This window comes from Pantoea sp. ICBG 985 (assembly GCF_002928365.1).
Classification (GTDB): Bacteria; Pseudomonadota; Gammaproteobacteria; order Enterobacterales; family Enterobacteriaceae; genus Pantoea; species Pantoea dispersa.
In genome coordinates this window covers 268,891-286,164 of record NZ_POWM01000005.1, presented here as the reverse complement: position 1 = coordinate 286,164, position 17,274 = coordinate 268,891, and the positions used below count along the sequence as shown (strand labels likewise).

The window sequence follows — 17,274 nt, the reverse complement described above, 5'->3', positions numbered from 1 at the left end:
GGTTAGATTGAATTTTAATTCATTATTGATGTAATGCGGAGCGCAGTATGAGTCAGCTGTATTCGAGACATTTCCTGAGATTGCTGGACTTCACCCCAGCCGAAATCACCGGTCTGTTATCACTCGCCAGTGAATTAAAACAGGCAAAGAAAAACGCCAGCGAAACCCAGTACCTGAAAGGCAAAAACATCGCGCTCATCTTCGAAAAAGACTCGACCCGTACCCGATGCTCTTTCGAAGTTGCCGCCTACGATCAGGGCGCTAACGTCACCTATCTCGGCCCGAGCGGCAGCCAGATCGGCCATAAAGAGTCGATGAAAGACACCGCGCGCGTACTGGGACGCATGTATGACGGCATTCAGTATCGCGGCTACGGTCAGGCGCTGGTAGAGACGCTGGCCGAATATGCCGGCGTGCCGGTGTGGAACGGCCTGACCACCGAGTTCCATCCGACGCAGCTGCTGGCTGACCTGCTGACCATGCAGGAGCATCTGCCGGGCAAAGCGCTGAGCGAGATGACGCTGGTGTACGTTGGCGATGCGCGCAACAACATGGGCAACAGCATGCTGGAAGCGGCGGCGCTGGTGGGGCTGGATCTGCGGCTGGTGGCACCGAAAGGCTGCTGGCCAGAAGAGGAGCTGGTGGCGCAGTGCCGCGCGGCAGCACAGCACACCGGCGGCAAAATTACCCTGACAGAAGAGATTGCCGAAGGCGTGCAGGGTGCTGATTTCATCTATACCGACGTCTGGGTATCAATGGGCGAAGCGAAATCGGTGTGGGAAGAGCGCATCGCCCTGCTGCGTCCTTATCAGGTTAACAGCGCGATGCTGGCGCTGACCGGCAATCCGCAGGTGAAATTCCTGCACTGCCTGCCCGCGTTTCATGATGACCAAACCACGCTCGGACGGCAGATGGCCGAACAGTATGGTCTGCACGACGGCATGGAAGTCAGCAACGAGGTGTTTGAATCCGACCATAGCGTGGTGTTTGACCAGGCGGAAAATCGCATGCACACCATTAAAGCGGTGATGGTGGCGACGCTGAGTCAGCGCTAAGCCTGCGCGGCGCAAACGTTTACCTCGCGCGTGATTTCTGCTTGATGCGGCTCAGTGAATGCGTATAATGCGCCACAATTTGCCGGAGGAAACATGCAACAGCGCAGCGCACAATTTGCCGCTCCCGTACGCCTGAATGCAGGCGGCGCACCTGTTTCTTTCCGTCATTCATCGATCGCCAGAAAGCCCCTGTAAAGGGGCTTTTTTTTGTCCGCAATCCGGCAGCGCAGAGGAGAGAGCTATGGCCAACCCGCTATATCGCAAGCACATTATTTCCATCAACGACCTCAACCGCGATGAGCTGGAGCTGGTGCTGCATACCGCCGCCCAGCTGAAAGCCCATCCGCAGCCGGAGCTGCTGAAACACAACGTTATCGCCAGCTGCTTCTTTGAGGCCTCAACGCGCACCCGCCTGTCATTTGAAACCGCGATGCACCGGCTGGGCGCGTCGGTAGTGGGATTTGCCGACGGCAGCAACACCTCGCTGGGCAAGAAAGGGGAAACCCTCGCCGATACCATCTCGGTGATTGGCACCTATGTGGATGCCATCGTGATGCGCCATCCGCAGGAAGGGGCGGCGCGGCTGGCCACGGAGTTCTCGGGCGGCGTGCCGATCCTTAACGCCGGTGACGGCGCCAACCAGCATCCGACGCAGACGCTGCTCGATCTGTTCACCATCCGGGAAACCCAGAGCCGCCTCGATAACCTCAACGTGGCGATGGTCGGCGACCTGAAATATGGCCGCACCGTGCATTCGCTGACCCAGGCGCTGGCGAAGTTCAGCGGCAACCGCTTCTACTTCATCGCACCGGATGCGCTGGCGATGCCGTCCTACATCACCGATATGCTGGATGAACAGAACATTGCCTGGTCGCGCCACGACAGCATCGAAGAAGTGATGCCGCAGCTGGATATTCTCTACATGACGCGCGTACAGAAAGAGCGTCTCGATCCCTCAGAGTATGCCAACGTGAAAGCGCAGTTCATCCTGCGGGCAGCCGACCTGGCCGGTGCGCGCGATAACATGAAGGTGCTGCATCCGTTGCCGCGCATTGATGAGATCACCACCGATGTCGACAGCACGCCGCACGCCTGGTATTTCCAGCAGGCCGGCAACGGCATCTATGCCCGCCAGGCCCTGCTGGCGCTGGTACTGAATAGCGAACTGGCACTGTAAGGAGCAGAACGATGACCCACGATAACAAACTGCAGGTTGAAGCCATCAAACGCGGCACGGTGATCGACCATATTCCGGCGCAGGTCGGCTTTAAGCTACTGTCACTGTTCCGCCTCACCGAAACCGATCAGCGCATCACCATCGGCCTTAATCTGCCGTCGGGCGAGATGGGGCGTAAGGATCTGATCAAAATCGAAAATACTTTTCTGACTGATGATCAGATCAATCAGCTGGCGGTGTACGCGCCGCACGCCACGGTGAATCGCATTGATGAGTATGAAGTGGTGGCGAAGATCGCACCGACGCTGCCGGAACGCATCGAGCGCGTGCTGACCTGCCCCAACGGCAACTGCATCAGCCGCAGCGAGCCGGTGTTCTCCAGCTTTGCGGTGAAACAGCGTGACGACGATGTGCACCTGAAGTGTAAATACTGCGAGAAAGAGTTCGCGCGCCACGTGGTGCTCGGTCACTGGTAATCGCCCGTTTCCTCCCTATAATGGGGCGAACATTTTCGCGGCGGGCAAGGGTTCGCCGCGCATGCCTAAGGAGAAACAATGTCTCGCGAAATCAGTACTGAAAAAGCCCCGGCAGCGATTGGCCCGTACGTCCAGGGCGTGGATCTCGGCAGCATGATCATCACCTCCGGCCAGATCCCGGTCGATCCGGCCACCGGTGCGGTTCCGGACGACATCGCCGCGCAGGCGCGTCAGTCGCTGGAGAATGTGAAGGCGATTGTGCTGGCCGCTGGCCTGCAGGTGGGCGACATTGTGAAGACCACCGTGTTCGTCAAAGACCTGAACGATTTCGCCACGGTCAACGCCACCTATGAAGCGTTTTTCACCGAGCATCAGGCCAGCTTCCCGGCGCGCTCCTGCGTGGAAGTGGCGCGTCTGCCGAAAGACGTGAAGATTGAGATCGAAGCCATCGCGGTACGTCGCTGATTTAGCGGTCATCAATCACCCAGCATGCAGGGGGCGTATCCGTGCGCACCTGGCGAGATCGCCTGGTCGTCATCAATGACGACCCTGCATAGTTCGTGACTTCCGATCTTCCCTATCTCGACGACCGCAGCAGTTTCTCCAGTGGTCGCACCAGCGCCAGCACCGTTTCATCCTGCACCTGCGCCGCCGCATCCAGCTGGGCGTGCATCTGCGCCACCTCGCCTGCACCGTAGGCCTGGTTGCGCTCCAGCGCGTTCACCAGATCCAGCCCCATCCGGCTCAGCTCTGCGACCTGGCGCACCTGCGGCTGCAGTGCTTTCAGCTGATAATTGCCCAGCACCAGCGGCATCACCGCATCGCTGTTGCGCTGCCAGCGCTGCAGCTGAAGGCGCAGGGCGCTGGCGGCAGCGTGATCGCCGCGATTAGCAATCAGCGCATCCACCTGCTTATCCAGCAGCCGCACCGGCTCGCTCTCGGCTGGCAACACGTCCGCCAGCCGGTTCAGCGGCTCAAAATAGTCATAATGCCCGGCCTGAAACTTCAGGTGCTGGCGGGTGTAATACTGCGCGGGTTCCAGCACTTCCGCCAGCACGCGCAGCGGAGTGATATCGCTGCTGTTGGCCAGCCGCATCATCTGCACCTCGGCCTGCTGATGCTGCTGCAGGCCGACCGACACCGTCCCCCAGCGATCAATCGCGCTGAGCCGCTGGTACATATTCTCGCTGTCGGTCACATCCTGCGCCGACCACAGCCGCTCCGCCACCACAAAGGCGCGCGGCCACAGCCGTGTATCAATCACCCGGCTATTCACGTTCTCCGCCCACAGCGCCGCTTCACCGCCCAGCAAATCACGCTGCAGCTGAGCGGGCGTGGGCAGTACCGGAGCAATACCGGCCGGTATCTGCGCCAGCCTGCTGCCTGTGGTCGGATAGCGCACGTTGCCCACCAGCACGTAGCCGGTCAGGTTGTCACGCGTCAGCGTCACCACCGGCTGAAACGGCCCCATCCAGCTGTCGACGCTGAAGGTCAGCTGCGTCGGTGATAGCCAGCGAATGTCGCTGACCTGGCGTCGCGCCTTGCCGCTGAAATCGATAAAACCGCGCCAGCCGTTTTTGCCCTCAATCAGGGTGAAACTGCCCTGCACCGCGCTGCCTTTCAGACGCGGCATAGTGAACTGCCAGCTTTGCGCCTGATCGTCGGCGCGCAGTTGATCGACGCCGTTCAGCCCCTGCGGCCAGAGCTCGTTGCGATAGTGATACGCGGCGCTCTGCGGCTGGTCGAGATAAAAACCGGTGGAAAGAATGCCGCGATACCCCTGCTTTACCACTTCGCTCAGCGCGTCCTGCCCCTGCCACGACTGAATCACAATATTTTTCGGCAGGTCGGGATGGTACACCTCATCGCAGCCAAGCATGCGCCGCTGATGCGCGGCGAGAATCTTCTCAACCCGCTGGTTGAACCACGCCTGCAGCGCATGGGCGTCTTGCAGGCCGTGGTCACGCATAAACTGTTGAATCTTCGGTGAGGCGCTCCACTGACTGGGATCGACTTCATCCCCGCCGATGTGAATGTAGGGATCGGGAAAGATCGCCGCGACTTCGCCGATCAGCGTGTCGATAAAGCGAAACACCGCTTCATTGCTGGGATCGAGCAAGGGTTTAAACACCCCCCAGCCGCGCTCCATGGCATACGGCCCCGGCGCGCTCATCAGCTCCGGCATCGCTACGGCCAGGGCGGAAGCATGGCCGGGCAGATCGATTTCCGGCACCACGCGCACGCCGCGCTGAGTGGCATAGTGCACCAGCTCGCGCATTTGCTGCTGGCTGTAGAACAGGCCATCACTGGCCTGCTGCTGCAGCTGCGGATAGTGACTGGAAGCAAAGCGCCATCCCTGATCGTCGGTCAGGTGCCAGTGAAACACGTTCATGCGCGCCGCGGCGATACCATCAATCTGCCGCTTAAGGGTTTCCAGCGGCAGGAAGTGGCGCACCGGGTCGATCAGCACGCCGCGCCACGGGAAGCGCGGCCGATCGTCGATGGTGACAAAGGGAATTTGCGTGCCGCTGGCAGTGTTGGCGATCAGCTGCAGCAGGGTTTCCATGCCGCGCATCGCGCCAAAACGGGTAGGTGCCTGCAGCAGTACGCCACTGCTGCTGACCTCCAGACGGTAGCTTTCGTCGCTGTCCGGTTGCGGTAGCGGATCGACCGCGTCGGCAATCCGGACCTGAATGGCGGGACGATCGCTGGCCGGGCTGGCGGGCAGCAGCGCCCAGCCGGTTTGCCGCGAAATGCGGGCGCGCCAGCGCGCTTCGGCCCCTTCCAGGTGATCGCCGGTGATGTGCAGCGAAAATTGCGGCGTCAGGGTAAACGCGCCACCGCCAGCGGGCTGCGTCACCTGCTGTGGCCATGGCATCAGCGGCAGATCGCTTGCCGGTGCGGCCTGCGTGGAAAACGTCAGGGAACACAAAACGGCCAGCAGCGTACGGGGCAGAAGCATGGTGGGCATCCTTGTAAGGCAAAACGATGGGCCGGAAATGGCGCAAAACGCTCATTAAACCTGTTTCGCAACGCAAAGCAAGTTGCAACCGGCTGAAGTTTGCCCAGCTTAAAACTTTTCAGTGTAGCGGCTGTTGACCACTGCACGGCTTTCAGGCGCTGGCCGCGCTTCTTTGCTATAGGTCAAAAACAGTGCGATTAATTTCCTCCGAAACACCACATGTTGCGATTACACTCCTTAAAATTATCTACATGTAGTTTCCAGCGGAGAAAGGGAAGATGGCAACGGTAGTGATTAAGCGTGACGGCTGCAGGGTGCCGTTTGATGCCCGGCGCATTGAAGCTGCAGTGCGGGCCGCCGCGCAGGCCGCCCAGGTTGACGACCTGGCCTGGTGCACGACGGTCGCTCAGCAGGTCAGCGCGCAGCTGGCAACCCAGGCTGAGGTCGATATTCGTGACATCCAGTGTGCCGTGGAAGAGGCGCTGATGAGCGGACGCTGGCCACAGCTGGCGCGCGCCTATATCGAATACCGTCACGACCGGGATCTGGCGCGCGAGCAGCGCGGCAAGCTGCATCATGCCATTCGCGGCCTGGTGGAACAGACCAACGCGGCGCTGCTCAACGAAAACGCCAACAAAGACAGCAAAGTGATCCCGACGCAGCGCGACCTGCTGGCCGGCATCGTGGCCAAACATTATGCCCAGCAGCAGTTGCTGCCGCGCGATGTGGTGCTGGCGCACGAGCGTGGGGAAATCCACTATCACGACCTCGACTACTCTCCCTTCTTCCCGATGTTTAACTGCATGCTAATCGATCTGCACGGCATGCTGACGCACGGCTTCAAAATGGGTAACGCCGAGATTGAACCGCCAAAATCCATCGCCACCGCCACCGCGGTGACGGCGCAGATCATCGCGCAGGTCGCCAGCCATATTTACGGCGGCACCACCATTAACCGCATTGACGAAGTGCTGGCGCCGTTTGTCACCCTCAGTCTCGACAAGCATCGCCAGATTGCCCGCGAATGGCAGATTGCTGACGTGGAAGCATACGCGCGCGCGCGCACGGAAAAAGAGTGCTACGACGCGTTTCAGTCGCTGGAGTACGAAGTCAATACGCTGCACACCGCCAACGGCCAGACGCCGTTCGTCACTTTTGGCTTTGGCCTCGGTACCGACTGGGCGGCGCGCCTGATTCAGCAATCGATTTTGCGCAACCGCATTGCCGGGCTGGGCAAAAACCATAAAACCGCGGTGTTTCCTAAGCTGGTGTTCGCCATTCGCGAAGGCGTCAACCGCCGCGCCAGCGACATCAATTACGACATCAAACAGCTGGCGCTGGAGTGTGCCAGCAAGCGCATGTATCCGGATATCCTCAACTACGACAAAGTGGTGGAAGTCACCGGCTCGTTTAAAACGCCGATGGGCTGCCGCAGCTTCCTCGGCGTTTACGAGGAAAACGGCGAGCAGATTCATGAGGGCCGTAACAACATCGGCGTGATCAGCCTCAACCTGCCGCGCATTGCGTTAGAAGCTCAGGGAGACGAAGCCCGCTTCTGGACGCTGCTGGATGCGCGTCTGGCACTGGCGAAGCGGGCGCTGATGACCCGCATTGCCCGGCTGGAAAAAACCAAAGCGCGCGTCGCACCGATTCTTTACATGGAAGGCGCCTGCGGCGTACGGCTCAACGCGGACGACGAGGTGGGCAAGATCTTTCGCAACGGCCGCGCCTCGATCTCGCTGGGCTATATCGGCCTGCATGAAACGCTTAACGCGCTAAGCGGCAACGCCGTGCATCCGTATGATGCCGCGCACCTGCGCGCAACCGGCGTGGCGATTGTGACGCATCTGCGCCAGGCGGTGGATGCGTGGAAAGCGGAAACCGGCTACGGCTTTAGCCTGTACAGTACGCCCAGTGAAAACCTGTGCGATCGCTTCTGTCGCCTTGATGCCGCCGAATTTGGCGTAGTGCCGGGCGTGACCGACAAGGGCTATTACACCAACAGCTTCCATCTCGACGTAGAGAAAAAGGTCAATCCGTACGACAAAATCGACTTTGAAGCGCCCTACCCGGCCATCGCTAACGGCGGCTTCATCTGTTACGGCGAATACCCCAACATTCAGCACAACCTGCGGGCGCTGGAGGATGTGTGGGATTACAGCTATGACCGCGTGCCCTATTACGGCACCAACACGCCGATCGATGAGTGCTACGAGTGCGGTTTCAGCGGCGAGTTCAGCTGTACCAGCAAAGGCTTTACCTGTCCGAGCTGCGGCAATCACGATCCGGCGCGCGTTTCGGTCACGCGCCGCGTCTGCGGCTATCTTGGCAGCCCGGATGCGCGGCCGTTCAACGCCGGCAAGCAGGAAGAGGTGCAGCGCCGCGTCAAGCACCTTGATACCGGACAGCTGGGATGATGCACATTCATCGCTACTACGATGTGGATATCGTGAATGGTCCCGGCACGCGCTGCACGCTGTTTGTTGCGGGCTGCGAACATCATTGCCGCGGCTGCTACAACCAGAGCACCTGGCGGCCTGACTCCGGCGTGCCGTTTACGCTGGCCATGGAGGAGCAGCTGATTGCCGATCTGCAGGATCAACGCATTCCGCGTCAGGGGCTGTCGCTGAGCGGCGGCGATCCGCTGCATCCGCACAATGTGCCGCATATTCGCCGGCTGGTGAAGCGCGTGCGCCGCGACTGTCCGGATAAAGATATCTGGCTGTGGACCGGCTACACCCTGGCGGAACTGACGGCGGCGCAGCGTGAAGTGATTGCGGAAATCGACGTGCTGATTGATGGACGTTTCATCGAAGCGGAAAAAGATGCGCGGCTGCTGTGGCGCGGCAGCCGCAATCAGACTATCTGGTATTTACGCCAGCCACAGTGCGAGGATGCCGAGCAGCATGCCGCTGACGGCCACGCCGCAGAAGGCGATCCACAACGCGCGCGGCGGGAACGCGCGATGCAGCATCAGTAGCGACGGCACGCTGACCGCGGGCAGCGTCACCAGCAGCGCCAGCGCCGGTGCGACGCCCATGCCCGCCAGCATCATGGTTTGCACGATGGGGATCTCGGCGGCGGTCGGGATCACAAACAGGCAGCCGGCGATGGCCATCAGCATCACCCAGAACAGCGTATTCCCCACCGCGCCGTCCGCGTGCGGAAACAGCCAGACGCGCGCGGCGCCGAGCAGCAGCACCGCCACGATGTAGAGCGGAATGGTGTTACAGAACAGCCGCCACATCACACGCAGCCAGCGCGTCACAAACCGTTCATGGCTTTCTTGCGGCAACAGCGGCGCGGCAACGGCGGTTTCCGGCACGCTGCGCTGCACCTGCAGGGCAATGCCCAGCACCATCACCCCACCCGCCACCAGCCGAATGGCGGCAAACTGCCAGCCGAGCACAAAGCCCATAAACACCAGCGTTGCCGGATTAAGCAGCGGATTCGCCAGCCAGAACGCCATCGCCGCGCCGCTTGAAACCTGCGCCTGGCGCAGGCCGACGGTCACCGGCGCGGCACAGCAGCTGCACATCATGCCCGGCAGGCCAAAACCGGTGCCGACCAGCGTGGCCCCCAGGCGGTTGCTGCCCATCAGGCGCAGCAGCCAGCGACGCGGGATCAGCACCTGCACCAGCGAGCCCAGCACCACACCGAGCACCGCGGCTTTCCACACCGCGAGAAAATAGACCATGGCGTAATCCAGCGCGGCGCGCCACGGCGAATCTGCGGCATTGGCAAGAATAGAGCGGCCGATGGAATGGGTTTCTGCAGCCGTGAAGGCTTTGCCATAGTAAGGCTGCCATTTAACGTACCACAGACCGATAAGCACCACGGCGAGGAACAGCAGCGGTTTCCACCAGGCGAAGCGGGCCGCTGGTGCAGGTGAGGCGAATTGGGTCATAACCGGTTCCGTATTCAACTGAATAACGTATGCCGCGCGGAGGGCGCGACGCAGATCCCACAGTGTTATTCAGGTTATGCCCGTGTGCCAGCGTCGTCACGCTTAAACTTGATCTGTCTCCGGAATTTAACCAATCCCGCCTGCGCCGGCTGGCTTGCGTTTCCACGCTCAGGGTCCAGACTTGTCTGTTGAAACGTGTCACGCACAGCAGGTGCGTGATCAGCAAGGAGGAGAAAGATGAGCAAGAAAATAGCGGTTCTGATTACCGATGAATTTGAAGACTCAGAGTTTACCTCACCGGCCGAGGCCTTCACCAAAGCGGGCCATGAAGTGGTCACCATTGAGATGCAGGCGGGCAAAACCGTGAAGGGAAAACAGGGCAAAGCCGAAGTCAAAATCGACAAGGATATTGACCATGTCAGCCCGGCCGAGTTCGACGCGCTGCTGCTGCCCGGTGGTCATTCGCCTGACGCGCTGCGCGGTGACGATCGCTTTGTCACCTTTACCAAAGAGTTTGTCGCCAGCGGCAAACCGATTTTCGCCATCTGTCACGGTCCGCAGCTGCTGATCAGCGCGAACGGCGTGCGTGGTCGTAAAATGACCTGCGTGAAAGCTATCGCCATCGATCTGCGTAATGCCGGCGCGGACTTTTACGATAAAGAGGTGGTGGTTGATGATGACAAGCTGGTTACCAGCCGCACGCCTGAAGACCTGCCCGCGTTTAACCGCGAATCCCTGCGCATTCTGAACGCAGCGTAAGGCGGTCGCCCGGTGCGCCTCTGCGCGTGCCGGGCTAACGCTGCCAGACAATCTTTTTGCCAAACCCCAGCGCGTTATCGGTCATTTTCAGCTCATCCAGCGTAATTTCCCACAGCGGCGCGGTGACTTTTTTTGCCACCGGAAAGCGCGACTGATATGCCTTCAGCGCCTGCGCCTCATCAGTCAGCTGAATACGCCCGCGATACTGCACGCCTTTAATCAACAGCACCGTTTTCGGCTGGCCGTTCACCGTGCCGGCGACGCGTGGATGACGCGCCATCAGCGCGCCGTGACGCGTATCGGCTTCGGTCATCAGCCAGAACGCCATGCGCGCTTCATCGAACACGTAGAAACAGTTGGCGCACCATAGCGCATCACCGTCACTGGCACATAGCGACAGCACGTGCTGCTTTTTCAGATAGCGAATCAGATGAGAATGGTCAGACAAGAGCAACTCCGTGCGTTGATAGCGATGCGGCCGCAGGCGCGTTACACTGCCCGCCAGCACATGAACGAGGTTTGTAAATGGAACAGGGCTGGCAGCTGTATATGCTGCAAACCGCCGCCGGGATGCTTTATACCGGCATCACAACTGACGTCAACCGTCGCCTGCAGCAGCACCAGCAGGGGCGCGGAGCCCGTGCGCTGCGCGGCAAAGGTCCGCTGACGCTGGTGTTTCACTGCGCGGCCGGCGATCGCGCGGCGGCCTCCCGGCTGGAGTATCAGGTAAAACAGCTGAGCCGGGCGCAGAAACTGCTGCTGGTTGCCCAGCAGCCAGCCTGCTTAACGGCGTGGTTTAGTCGATACGATTGAAAGGTGCCGAGAAGGCGATCAGCCCTTCTGCCCCATCGAACGCATCGTCCGCCAGTTTATACACCTGAAACGCCGCTTCGCTGCCGGGCCAGCGGCAGTGCAGGCCGTGACGCGCCGCCGGCTCAAAGCCGAGCGGATTGTAGAACTGCGGATCGCCCAGCACCACCACGGCGCTGTAGCTGAACTCATTGAGCGAATCGAGCCCTTCATACACCAGTTGTTTAGCAATGCCCTGACTGCGCACCGAGGCATCAACCGCCAGCGGCGCCAGCGCCACCCAGTTACGATCCTCGCCCTGCAACGTCACCGGACTGAAGGCGGCATAACCCAGCACCTGGCCTTCGTCATCGGTAGCCACCACGCCCAGCGTGAGTAAACCGTCTTCACGCAGCTGCTGTACCAGTTCCGCTTCGGCTGCGGTGGCAAAACTGCGCTTTAACAGGCTGTCGATGCCTGCCGCGTCCACACCAATTTCAGTACGAATCAACATGAGATCCCCGCGCGCGCCTCAGCGGCCTTCGCGTCCTGTGTCATTCCTGCCTCAACAAAAGCAGCCAGCTGCAGCAACCCCGTGCGCAATGGCGTGGGCATGGCGTCCAGTTCTATGGCATCCATCAGATTCTTCACCTCCAGTCCCAGCTCCGTGTCGCCCTCAATCACCAGACGGCGCTGAAAGAACAACATATCGGGGTCGGCTTTGCGTGCTGCTACCAGCAGCAGATCGTTGGCTTCGCCACGAAACCAGACATCTGCTTCGGCATCGCGCGAAACGGTCAGGCGCCCGTCCTGCAGCGTGGTGATCCAGCGCAGATTGACGTCCGCGATCTCAATGCCGAGATAGCGCCCTTGCAGAAAGTCTAACTCACCTTCAGCCAAAGCATGACGAAATTGCCAGTTTAGGAGTTGTTGCAAAACCGTTTTTTTCACGGCGAATGGTGTTAGCGACACCGGTAAAGCGAGGAATTCCGGCCCTTTTTCAATTAACAGGCCGCGTAAGCGTGCGAACATGCGCTGCACTCCCTTGAGAAAATTTTATCTATATTGCCACATCCGTCGGCTTTCGCCTCAACCGGGATCAAGGAAATCGCCCCGCGTCTGTGCGAAAATTCTCCATTCCGCCCTGGCAATCCCGCTTTCACTGCCTTAAATCAACATTGCTGCACCTGCGCTTCCTTACACTCAACGGCGTTCAGAATCCGGGGGAGGAAATTGTATGGAACTGCTGTGTCCGGCGGGGAATTTACCTGCGCTGAAATCGGCGGTGGAGCACGGCGCTGACGCGGTGTACGTCGGCCTGAAAGATGACACCAACGCCCGCCACTTTGCTGGCCTCAATTTTACCGATAAGAAACTGGCAGAAGCCGCGCGCTTCCTGCACCAGCACCGGCGTAAACTGCACGTGGCGATCAACACCTTCGCCCATCCTGACGGCCTTAACCGCTGGCAAAGCGCCATTGACGTCGCCGCACAGAACGGTGCCGATGCGCTGATTCTGGCCGATATCGCCACGCTGGAGTACGCCGCCAGCCGCTACCCGCAGGTTGAACGTCACCTGTCAGTGCAGGCGTCCGCCACCAATCTGCAGGCCATTCAGTTTTATCACCGCCACTTTGCGCTGAGTCGCGTGGTGCTGCCACGCGTGCTGTCGATGCACCAGGTGAAGCAGCTGGCGCGCGAAACGCCGGTGCCGCTCGAGGTGTTCGCCTTTGGCAGCCTGTGCATCATGGCCGAAGGCCGCTGCTATCTCTCGTCGTGGCTGACCGGCGAGTCGCCGAACAGCGCGGGCGCCTGTTCACCGGCCAAATTTGTGCGCTGGCAGCAGACGGCACAGGGCATGGAGTCGCGCCTGAACGAAGTGCTGATTGACCGTTACGCCGCCGATGAGAGCGCGGGCTATCCGACGCTGTGCAAAGGGCGCTACGAAGTGGACAACCAGCGCTATCACGTGCTGGAAGAGCCCACCAGCCTGAATACCCTGGCGCTGCTGCCAGAGCTGCTGCGCGCCAATATCGCGTCGGTGAAAATTGAAGGACGTCAGCGCAGCCCGGCCTATGTGGCACAGGTGGCTAAAGTGTGGCGTCAGGCGATCGATCGCTGTATGGCCGATCCGCAACAGTTCACAGTGCAGGATCCGTGGATGCGCGCGCTCGGTGAGCTTTCCGAAGGCAGCCAGACCACGCTCGGTGCCTATCACCGCGACTGGCAATAAGGAGACCGTATGAAATACGCCATCGGCCCGGTGCTGTGGTACTGGCCAACCGCCACGCTGGAGCAGTTTTACCAGCGCGCCGCAGAGAGCAGCGCAGAGATTGTCTACCTCGGCGAAGCGGTGTGCAGCAAACGCCGCGCCACTGCGTTCAGTCAGTGGATGGAGATGGGCCGCACGCTGGCGGCCAGCGGCAAACAGGTGGTGCTGAGCACGCTGGCGCTGCTGCAGTCGCCTTCGGAAGTCAAAGAGCTGCGCCGCTATGTTGAAAACGGTGAGTTCTTACTGGAAGCCAACGATATTGGCACCGTGAACATGGCGGCAGAGCGCAAACTGCCGTTTGTCGCCGGTCCCACCCTGAATGTGTATAACGCGCAGACGCTCCAGCTGCTGCTACAGGAGGGCATGACGCGCTGGTGCATGCCGGTGGAGATGTCACGCGACTGGCTGATTCAGCTGTTGCAGCAGTGCCATGACGCTGGCCTGCGCGACCGGTTTGAGGTTGAAGTGCTCGGCTATGGCCATCTGCCGCTGGCGCTGTCGGCGCGCTGTTTTACCGCGCGTTCCGAAAACCGTGCCAAAGATGATTGCCAGACCTGCTGTATTGATTATCCCACCGGGCGCCGCGTGCTGTCGCAGGAGGGCCAGCAGGTATTTGTCCTGAACGGCATTCAGACCATGAGCGGCTACTGTTACAACCTTGGCAACGATCTCGCCGGTATGCATGGCTGGATCGATATTGTGCGCCTGTCGCCGCAGGATGAGCGCACGCTGGCACAGGTTGATCGCTTCCGCGCTAACGAAGCGGGTGAAGCGCCGCTGATGATGGCGCGCGGCAGCGACAGCAACGGTTACTGGCGCCGCCTGGCCGGAATGGCGCTGGATAGCGGCGGTTAAAGGCACATTCCGGCTATATTCCTGCCGTTATTAGCAGTTTTAATATGGGTAATGATACGTAATACTGACTGGTGCAGGTTTACTTATCACCTGCGCCATCCTTTGCTGGAGTACCCATGTCTGAGAAGAAAACTGTTCGCCTGTCCGTGCTGGATCTGGCCCCCATTCCGCAAGGCTCGTCTGCGCGCGATGCCTTCCATAATTCGCTGGCGCTGGCGCGTCAGGCTGAAGCCCTTGGCTTTCATCGCTACTGGCTGGCCGAACACCACAACATGACCGGCATCGCCAGCGCCGCAACGTCGGTGCTGATTGGCTATCTCGCCGCTAACACCGAAACGCTGCGCCTCGGCTCCGGCGGGATCATGCTGCCTAACCACGCACCGCTGGTGATTGCCGAACAGTTTGGCACCCTGGAATCCCTCTACCCTGGCCGTATCGATCTCGGACTGGGCCGCGCGCCCGGCTCCGATCAGCGCACCATGCTGGCGCTGCGCCGTCATCTTTCGAGCGCCCAGGCCGACAGCTTCCCGGAAGATGTGGCCGATCTGATCCGCTGGTTCGATGCCGAAGAGGGCGAACATCCGCCGGTACAGCCGGTGCCTGGCCTCGGGCTGAAAATTCCGGTGTGGCTGCTGGGTTCCAGCCTGTATAGCGCGCAGCTGGCGGCGCAGCTTGGTCTGCCGTTTGCCTTTGCTTCGCACTTCGCGCCAGACCTGCTGTTGCAGGCGCTGCACCTGTATCGCGAAAAATTCCAGCCCTCTGCGCGCCTGGCAAAACCTTACGCTATGGTGTGTGTCAACGTGGTGGCGGCAGACAGCGATCGTGATGCGCGCTTCCTGTTCACCTCGATGCAGCAGCAGTTCATTAATCTGCGTCGCGGCAAGCCCGGCCCGCTGCCGGCGCCGGTGGAGAACATGGATAACCTGTGGTCGCCGTCCGAACAGTATGGCGTGCAGCAGGCGCTGAGCATGTCGGTGGTGGGCGATAAAGATAAAGTGCGCCACGGCCTTGCCGCGCTGCTGCGCGAAACCCAGGCGGATGAGATCATGGTCAACGGCCAGATTTACGATCCGCAGGCGCGCCTGCGTTCGTTCGCGCTGGCGATGGAAGCCGCACGCACACTGTAAGCCTTACTGCGGTGGGGAGAGGAGTCCTTCCGGCCCCACCGCCATCTTGCGCACATCGCGCGCCGGAGACTGCCCGTAAAAACGGCTGTACTCCCGGCTGAACTGCGACGCACTCTGATAGCCCACCCGATAGCCCGCCGTCCCGGCATCCAGCTTCTCAATCATCATCAGCCGGCGCGCTTCGTTGAGCCGCAGCTGCTTCTGATACTGCATCGGCGTCATCGCCGTAACCGCTTTAAAGTGATGGTGCAGCGATGAAATGCTCATGCCAACGCTGCTGGCCAGCTGATCCACCTTCAGCGGTTGATGAAAGTTTTCGCGCAGCCAGCGCGCCGCGCGCGCCACTTTGTTGCCCGGGCGCTCGGTCAGCGCCATGTTCAGAATGCGCGGCCCTTCCGGCCCGGTCAGCAGGCGATAGAAAATCTCCTGCTCAATCAGCGGTGCCAGCGCGGCGATATCCTGCGGCTGATCCAGCAGCGCCACCAGCCGCATCACCGCATCCACCAGCGGCGGCGCGACTTTGTGCACGGTAATGCTGCGTTCTGGGGCGGCGCTGCCAATCTGCTGCGGCGGGAAATGCTCCAGATAGCGCAGCAGGCGCGCTTCGTTGATGGTGATGCCGACGCCAAGACAGGGTTTCTCTGGTGTCGCCAGCACCACGCAGGACTGCACCGGCATGTCCATGGTGACCAGCAGCAGATCGCCCGGCCCGTAATGCATCACATCATCGCCCATGCGCAGTGCTTTCTGGCCCTGGGCCATCAGCGCAAACCCCGCCCAGCTGGCAATATGCGCCAGGCTGGAGGGGTGCGAGCTGCGGCCAAAAGAGAGAAAGTCAATCGCGCTGGCGGTACGCCCATCCTGCTGCGCGTGACGGGCAATCATCGCCACCAGCTGCTGCCACTGTTCCTGATGAATCATGCGTTATGCACTCCGCGATGAAAAATCACTGAATCCCCATTCTTACCTGCCGATGCGGTTGCGCCTAGTCCCTGCGCCACAGATTTGCAGGATCGTGCAAAAAGCTTGCAGGATTGCGCTACCGCACAAAGCGGCAACAGCGCATGCTTTACTCACCCGAAATCTCAGGTGGAGAGACACAATGCAAGCACTTGAAGGCAAAATTGCGCTGGTGACGGGCGCGTCGAAAGGCATTGGCGCCGCCATCGCCATGACTTTCGCCGCGGCCGGCGCCCGGGTGGTGGTGAATTATCGTCAGGATGAAGCGGGCGCGGCGGATGTGGTGACCGATATCTGCGCGCTGGGAAGCGACGCCATAGCCGTACAGGCCGATATATCCCGTGAAGCTGACGTGCAACGCCTGTTCGCCAGCAGTATTGCGCAGTTTGGCGCGCCAGACATCGTGGTCAACAACGCCGGCATGTTTCACCATGGCGACTTCGCCAGCCTCAGCGTCAGCGACATGCAGCAGCAGCTCAACGTCAATCTGCTCGGTACGCTGCTGGTGTGCCAGCAGGCGGCGCAGCATTTCCCGGCGCGCGGCGGCTGCATCATTAACCTCAGCGCGCTAAACAGCCAGCGCAGCCTGCCCGGCTCGGTACTGTGGTCAGCGACCAAGGGCGCGATCGATACCTTAACGCAGGGGCTGGCACGTGAGCTGGGCCCGCGCAACATTCGCGTCAACGCGCTGGCACCGGGGATCATTCTGACCGAAGGGCTGCTGGCAGCGAAAAAAATGAATGCGGAATTTAAAGCGCAGCTGATCGCGGCCACGCCGCTGGGACGCTTTGGTCTGCCGGAGGATGTGGCGCAGGTGGCGCTGTTTCTGGCGTCGGAGGAGTCGGCTTATGTTACCGGTGAGCGGGTGCTGATAGCCGGCGGCGTGTAAAGCCCGCGTTACAGACATAAAAAAAGGACGCTTGCGCGTCCTTTTT

At 60.6% G+C, this 17,274-nt stretch carries 17 protein-coding genes and 1 pseudogene; 12 read left to right on the top strand and 6 right to left on the bottom strand.

The genetic code is table 11. From position 1 onward, the window contains the following. Positions 1-47: 47 nt before the first annotated feature. From argF to ridA, 4 genes are all read left to right on the top strand, one after another. Complete coding sequence (argF, locus tag C1Y42_RS16620) at positions 48-1,055, top strand: ornithine carbamoyltransferase (RefSeq protein WP_021507679.1); 1,008 nt, start codon at positions 48-50, stop codon at positions 1,053-1,055. A gap of 241 nt (positions 1,056-1,296) precedes the next feature. Next, complete coding sequence (gene pyrB / locus C1Y42_RS16615) at positions 1,297-2,232, top strand: aspartate carbamoyltransferase (protein WP_021507680.1); 936 nt, start codon at positions 1,297-1,299, stop codon at positions 2,230-2,232. Positions 2,233-2,243: 11 nt separating this feature from the next. Next, on the top strand, positions 2,244-2,708 hold the full coding sequence (pyrI, locus tag C1Y42_RS16610; protein WP_010615964.1) for an aspartate carbamoyltransferase regulatory subunit: 465 nt from the start codon (positions 2,244-2,246) through the stop codon (positions 2,706-2,708). A 78-nt stretch (positions 2,709-2,786) separates the two neighbouring features. Continuing rightward, positions 2,787-3,173 carry a 2-iminobutanoate/2-iminopropanoate deaminase gene (gene ridA / locus C1Y42_RS16605; protein WP_010615965.1) on the top strand — a complete coding sequence of 129 codons (387 nt, stop codon included), beginning with the start codon at positions 2,787-2,789 and terminating at the stop codon, positions 3,171-3,173. Positions 3,174-3,285: 112 nt separating this feature from the next. Here ridA and C1Y42_RS16600 read toward each other — a convergent pair whose 3' ends face one another. Continuing rightward, positions 3,286-5,670 (bottom strand): beta-N-acetylhexosaminidase, encoded by a 2,385-nt coding sequence (locus tag C1Y42_RS16600; protein ID WP_104093963.1) that lies wholly within the window; start codon positions 5,668-5,670, stop codon positions 3,286-3,288. A 278-nt stretch (positions 5,671-5,948) separates the two neighbouring features. On the opposite strand from C1Y42_RS16600, the gene nrdD reads away from it, so the two are divergent. Beyond that, positions 5,949-8,087 (top strand): anaerobic ribonucleoside-triphosphate reductase, encoded by a 2,139-nt coding sequence (nrdD, locus tag C1Y42_RS16595; protein ID WP_058774876.1) that lies wholly within the window; start codon positions 5,949-5,951, stop codon positions 8,085-8,087. Further along, a pseudogene (gene nrdG, locus C1Y42_RS16590) lies at positions 8,084-8,548 on the top strand (anaerobic ribonucleoside-triphosphate reductase-activating protein); the annotation flags it as partial. The gene nrdD and the pseudogene nrdG, both read left to right, overlap by 4 nt. Here the strand turns inward: nrdG and C1Y42_RS16585 are convergent. Beyond that, the gene (locus C1Y42_RS16585; RefSeq protein WP_058774878.1) at positions 8,543-9,577 is read right to left on the bottom strand and encodes a permease; all 1,035 of its coding nucleotides are present in this window, start codon (positions 9,575-9,577) and stop codon (positions 8,543-8,545) included. The pseudogene nrdG and the gene C1Y42_RS16585 overlap by 6 nt on opposite strands. 237 nt (positions 9,578-9,814) lie before the next feature. On the opposite strand from C1Y42_RS16585, the gene C1Y42_RS16580 reads away from it, so the two are divergent. After that, positions 9,815-10,336 (top strand): type 1 glutamine amidotransferase domain-containing protein, encoded by a 522-nt coding sequence (locus C1Y42_RS16580; RefSeq protein WP_021507686.1) that lies wholly within the window; start codon positions 9,815-9,817, stop codon positions 10,334-10,336. A gap of 34 nt (positions 10,337-10,370) precedes the next feature. Here C1Y42_RS16580 and C1Y42_RS16575 read toward each other — a convergent pair whose 3' ends face one another. After that, the gene (locus C1Y42_RS16575; RefSeq protein ID WP_058759569.1) at positions 10,371-10,784 is read right to left on the bottom strand and encodes a YhbP family protein; all 414 of its coding nucleotides are present in this window, start codon (positions 10,782-10,784) and stop codon (positions 10,371-10,373) included. Positions 10,785-10,861: 77 nt separating this feature from the next. Between C1Y42_RS16575 and C1Y42_RS16570 the strand changes: the two genes are divergently transcribed. Beyond that, complete coding sequence (locus C1Y42_RS16570) at positions 10,862-11,149, top strand: GIY-YIG nuclease family protein (RefSeq protein ID WP_021507688.1); 288 nt, start codon at positions 10,862-10,864, stop codon at positions 11,147-11,149. Here the strand turns inward: C1Y42_RS16570 and C1Y42_RS16565 are convergent. Next, the gene (locus tag C1Y42_RS16565) at positions 11,133-11,639 is read right to left on the bottom strand and encodes a GNAT family N-acetyltransferase (protein ID WP_021507689.1); all 507 of its coding nucleotides are present in this window, start codon (positions 11,637-11,639) and stop codon (positions 11,133-11,135) included. The two genes, C1Y42_RS16570 and C1Y42_RS16565, sit on opposite strands and share 17 nt — an antisense overlap. Further along, on the bottom strand, positions 11,633-12,157 hold the full coding sequence (locus C1Y42_RS16560; RefSeq protein WP_058759570.1) for an SCP2 domain-containing protein: 525 nt from the start codon (positions 12,155-12,157) through the stop codon (positions 11,633-11,635). Before C1Y42_RS16560 ends, C1Y42_RS16565 begins: the two co-directional genes overlap by 7 nt. A 205-nt stretch (positions 12,158-12,362) precedes the next feature. On the opposite strand from C1Y42_RS16560, the gene C1Y42_RS16555 reads away from it, so the two are divergent. The 3 genes from C1Y42_RS16555 to C1Y42_RS16545 all read left to right on the top strand — a co-directional run bounded on the left by C1Y42_RS16555 (position 12,363) and on the right by C1Y42_RS16545 (position 15,379). Next, complete coding sequence (locus tag C1Y42_RS16555) at positions 12,363-13,358, top strand: peptidase U32 family protein (protein ID WP_021507691.1); 996 nt, start codon at positions 12,363-12,365, stop codon at positions 13,356-13,358. Positions 13,359-13,367: 9 nt separating this feature from the next. Beyond that, positions 13,368-14,252, top strand: a complete 885-nt coding sequence (locus C1Y42_RS16550; RefSeq protein WP_021507692.1) for a U32 family peptidase — start codon at positions 13,368-13,370, stop codon at positions 14,250-14,252. Positions 14,253-14,368: 116 nt separating this feature from the next. After that, positions 14,369-15,379, top strand: coding sequence for an LLM class flavin-dependent oxidoreductase (locus tag C1Y42_RS16545; protein ID WP_021507693.1), 1,011 nt, complete (start codon positions 14,369-14,371; stop codon positions 15,377-15,379). A 3-nt stretch (positions 15,380-15,382) separates the two neighbouring features. Here the strand turns inward: C1Y42_RS16545 and C1Y42_RS16540 are convergent, their stop codons facing one another. Beyond that, positions 15,383-16,300 carry an AraC family transcriptional regulator gene (locus C1Y42_RS16540; protein WP_021507694.1) on the bottom strand — a complete coding sequence of 306 codons (918 nt, stop codon included), beginning with the start codon at positions 16,298-16,300 and terminating at the stop codon, positions 15,383-15,385. Between the two features lie 181 nt (positions 16,301-16,481). Here C1Y42_RS16540 and C1Y42_RS16535 point away from each other — a divergent pair, with 181 nt between their 5' ends. Then, positions 16,482-17,228: an SDR family NAD(P)-dependent oxidoreductase gene (locus tag C1Y42_RS16535; RefSeq protein ID WP_021507695.1), complete on the top strand. Its 747-nt coding sequence runs from the start codon at positions 16,482-16,484 to the stop codon at positions 17,226-17,228. Positions 17,229-17,274 lie beyond the last annotated feature (46 nt).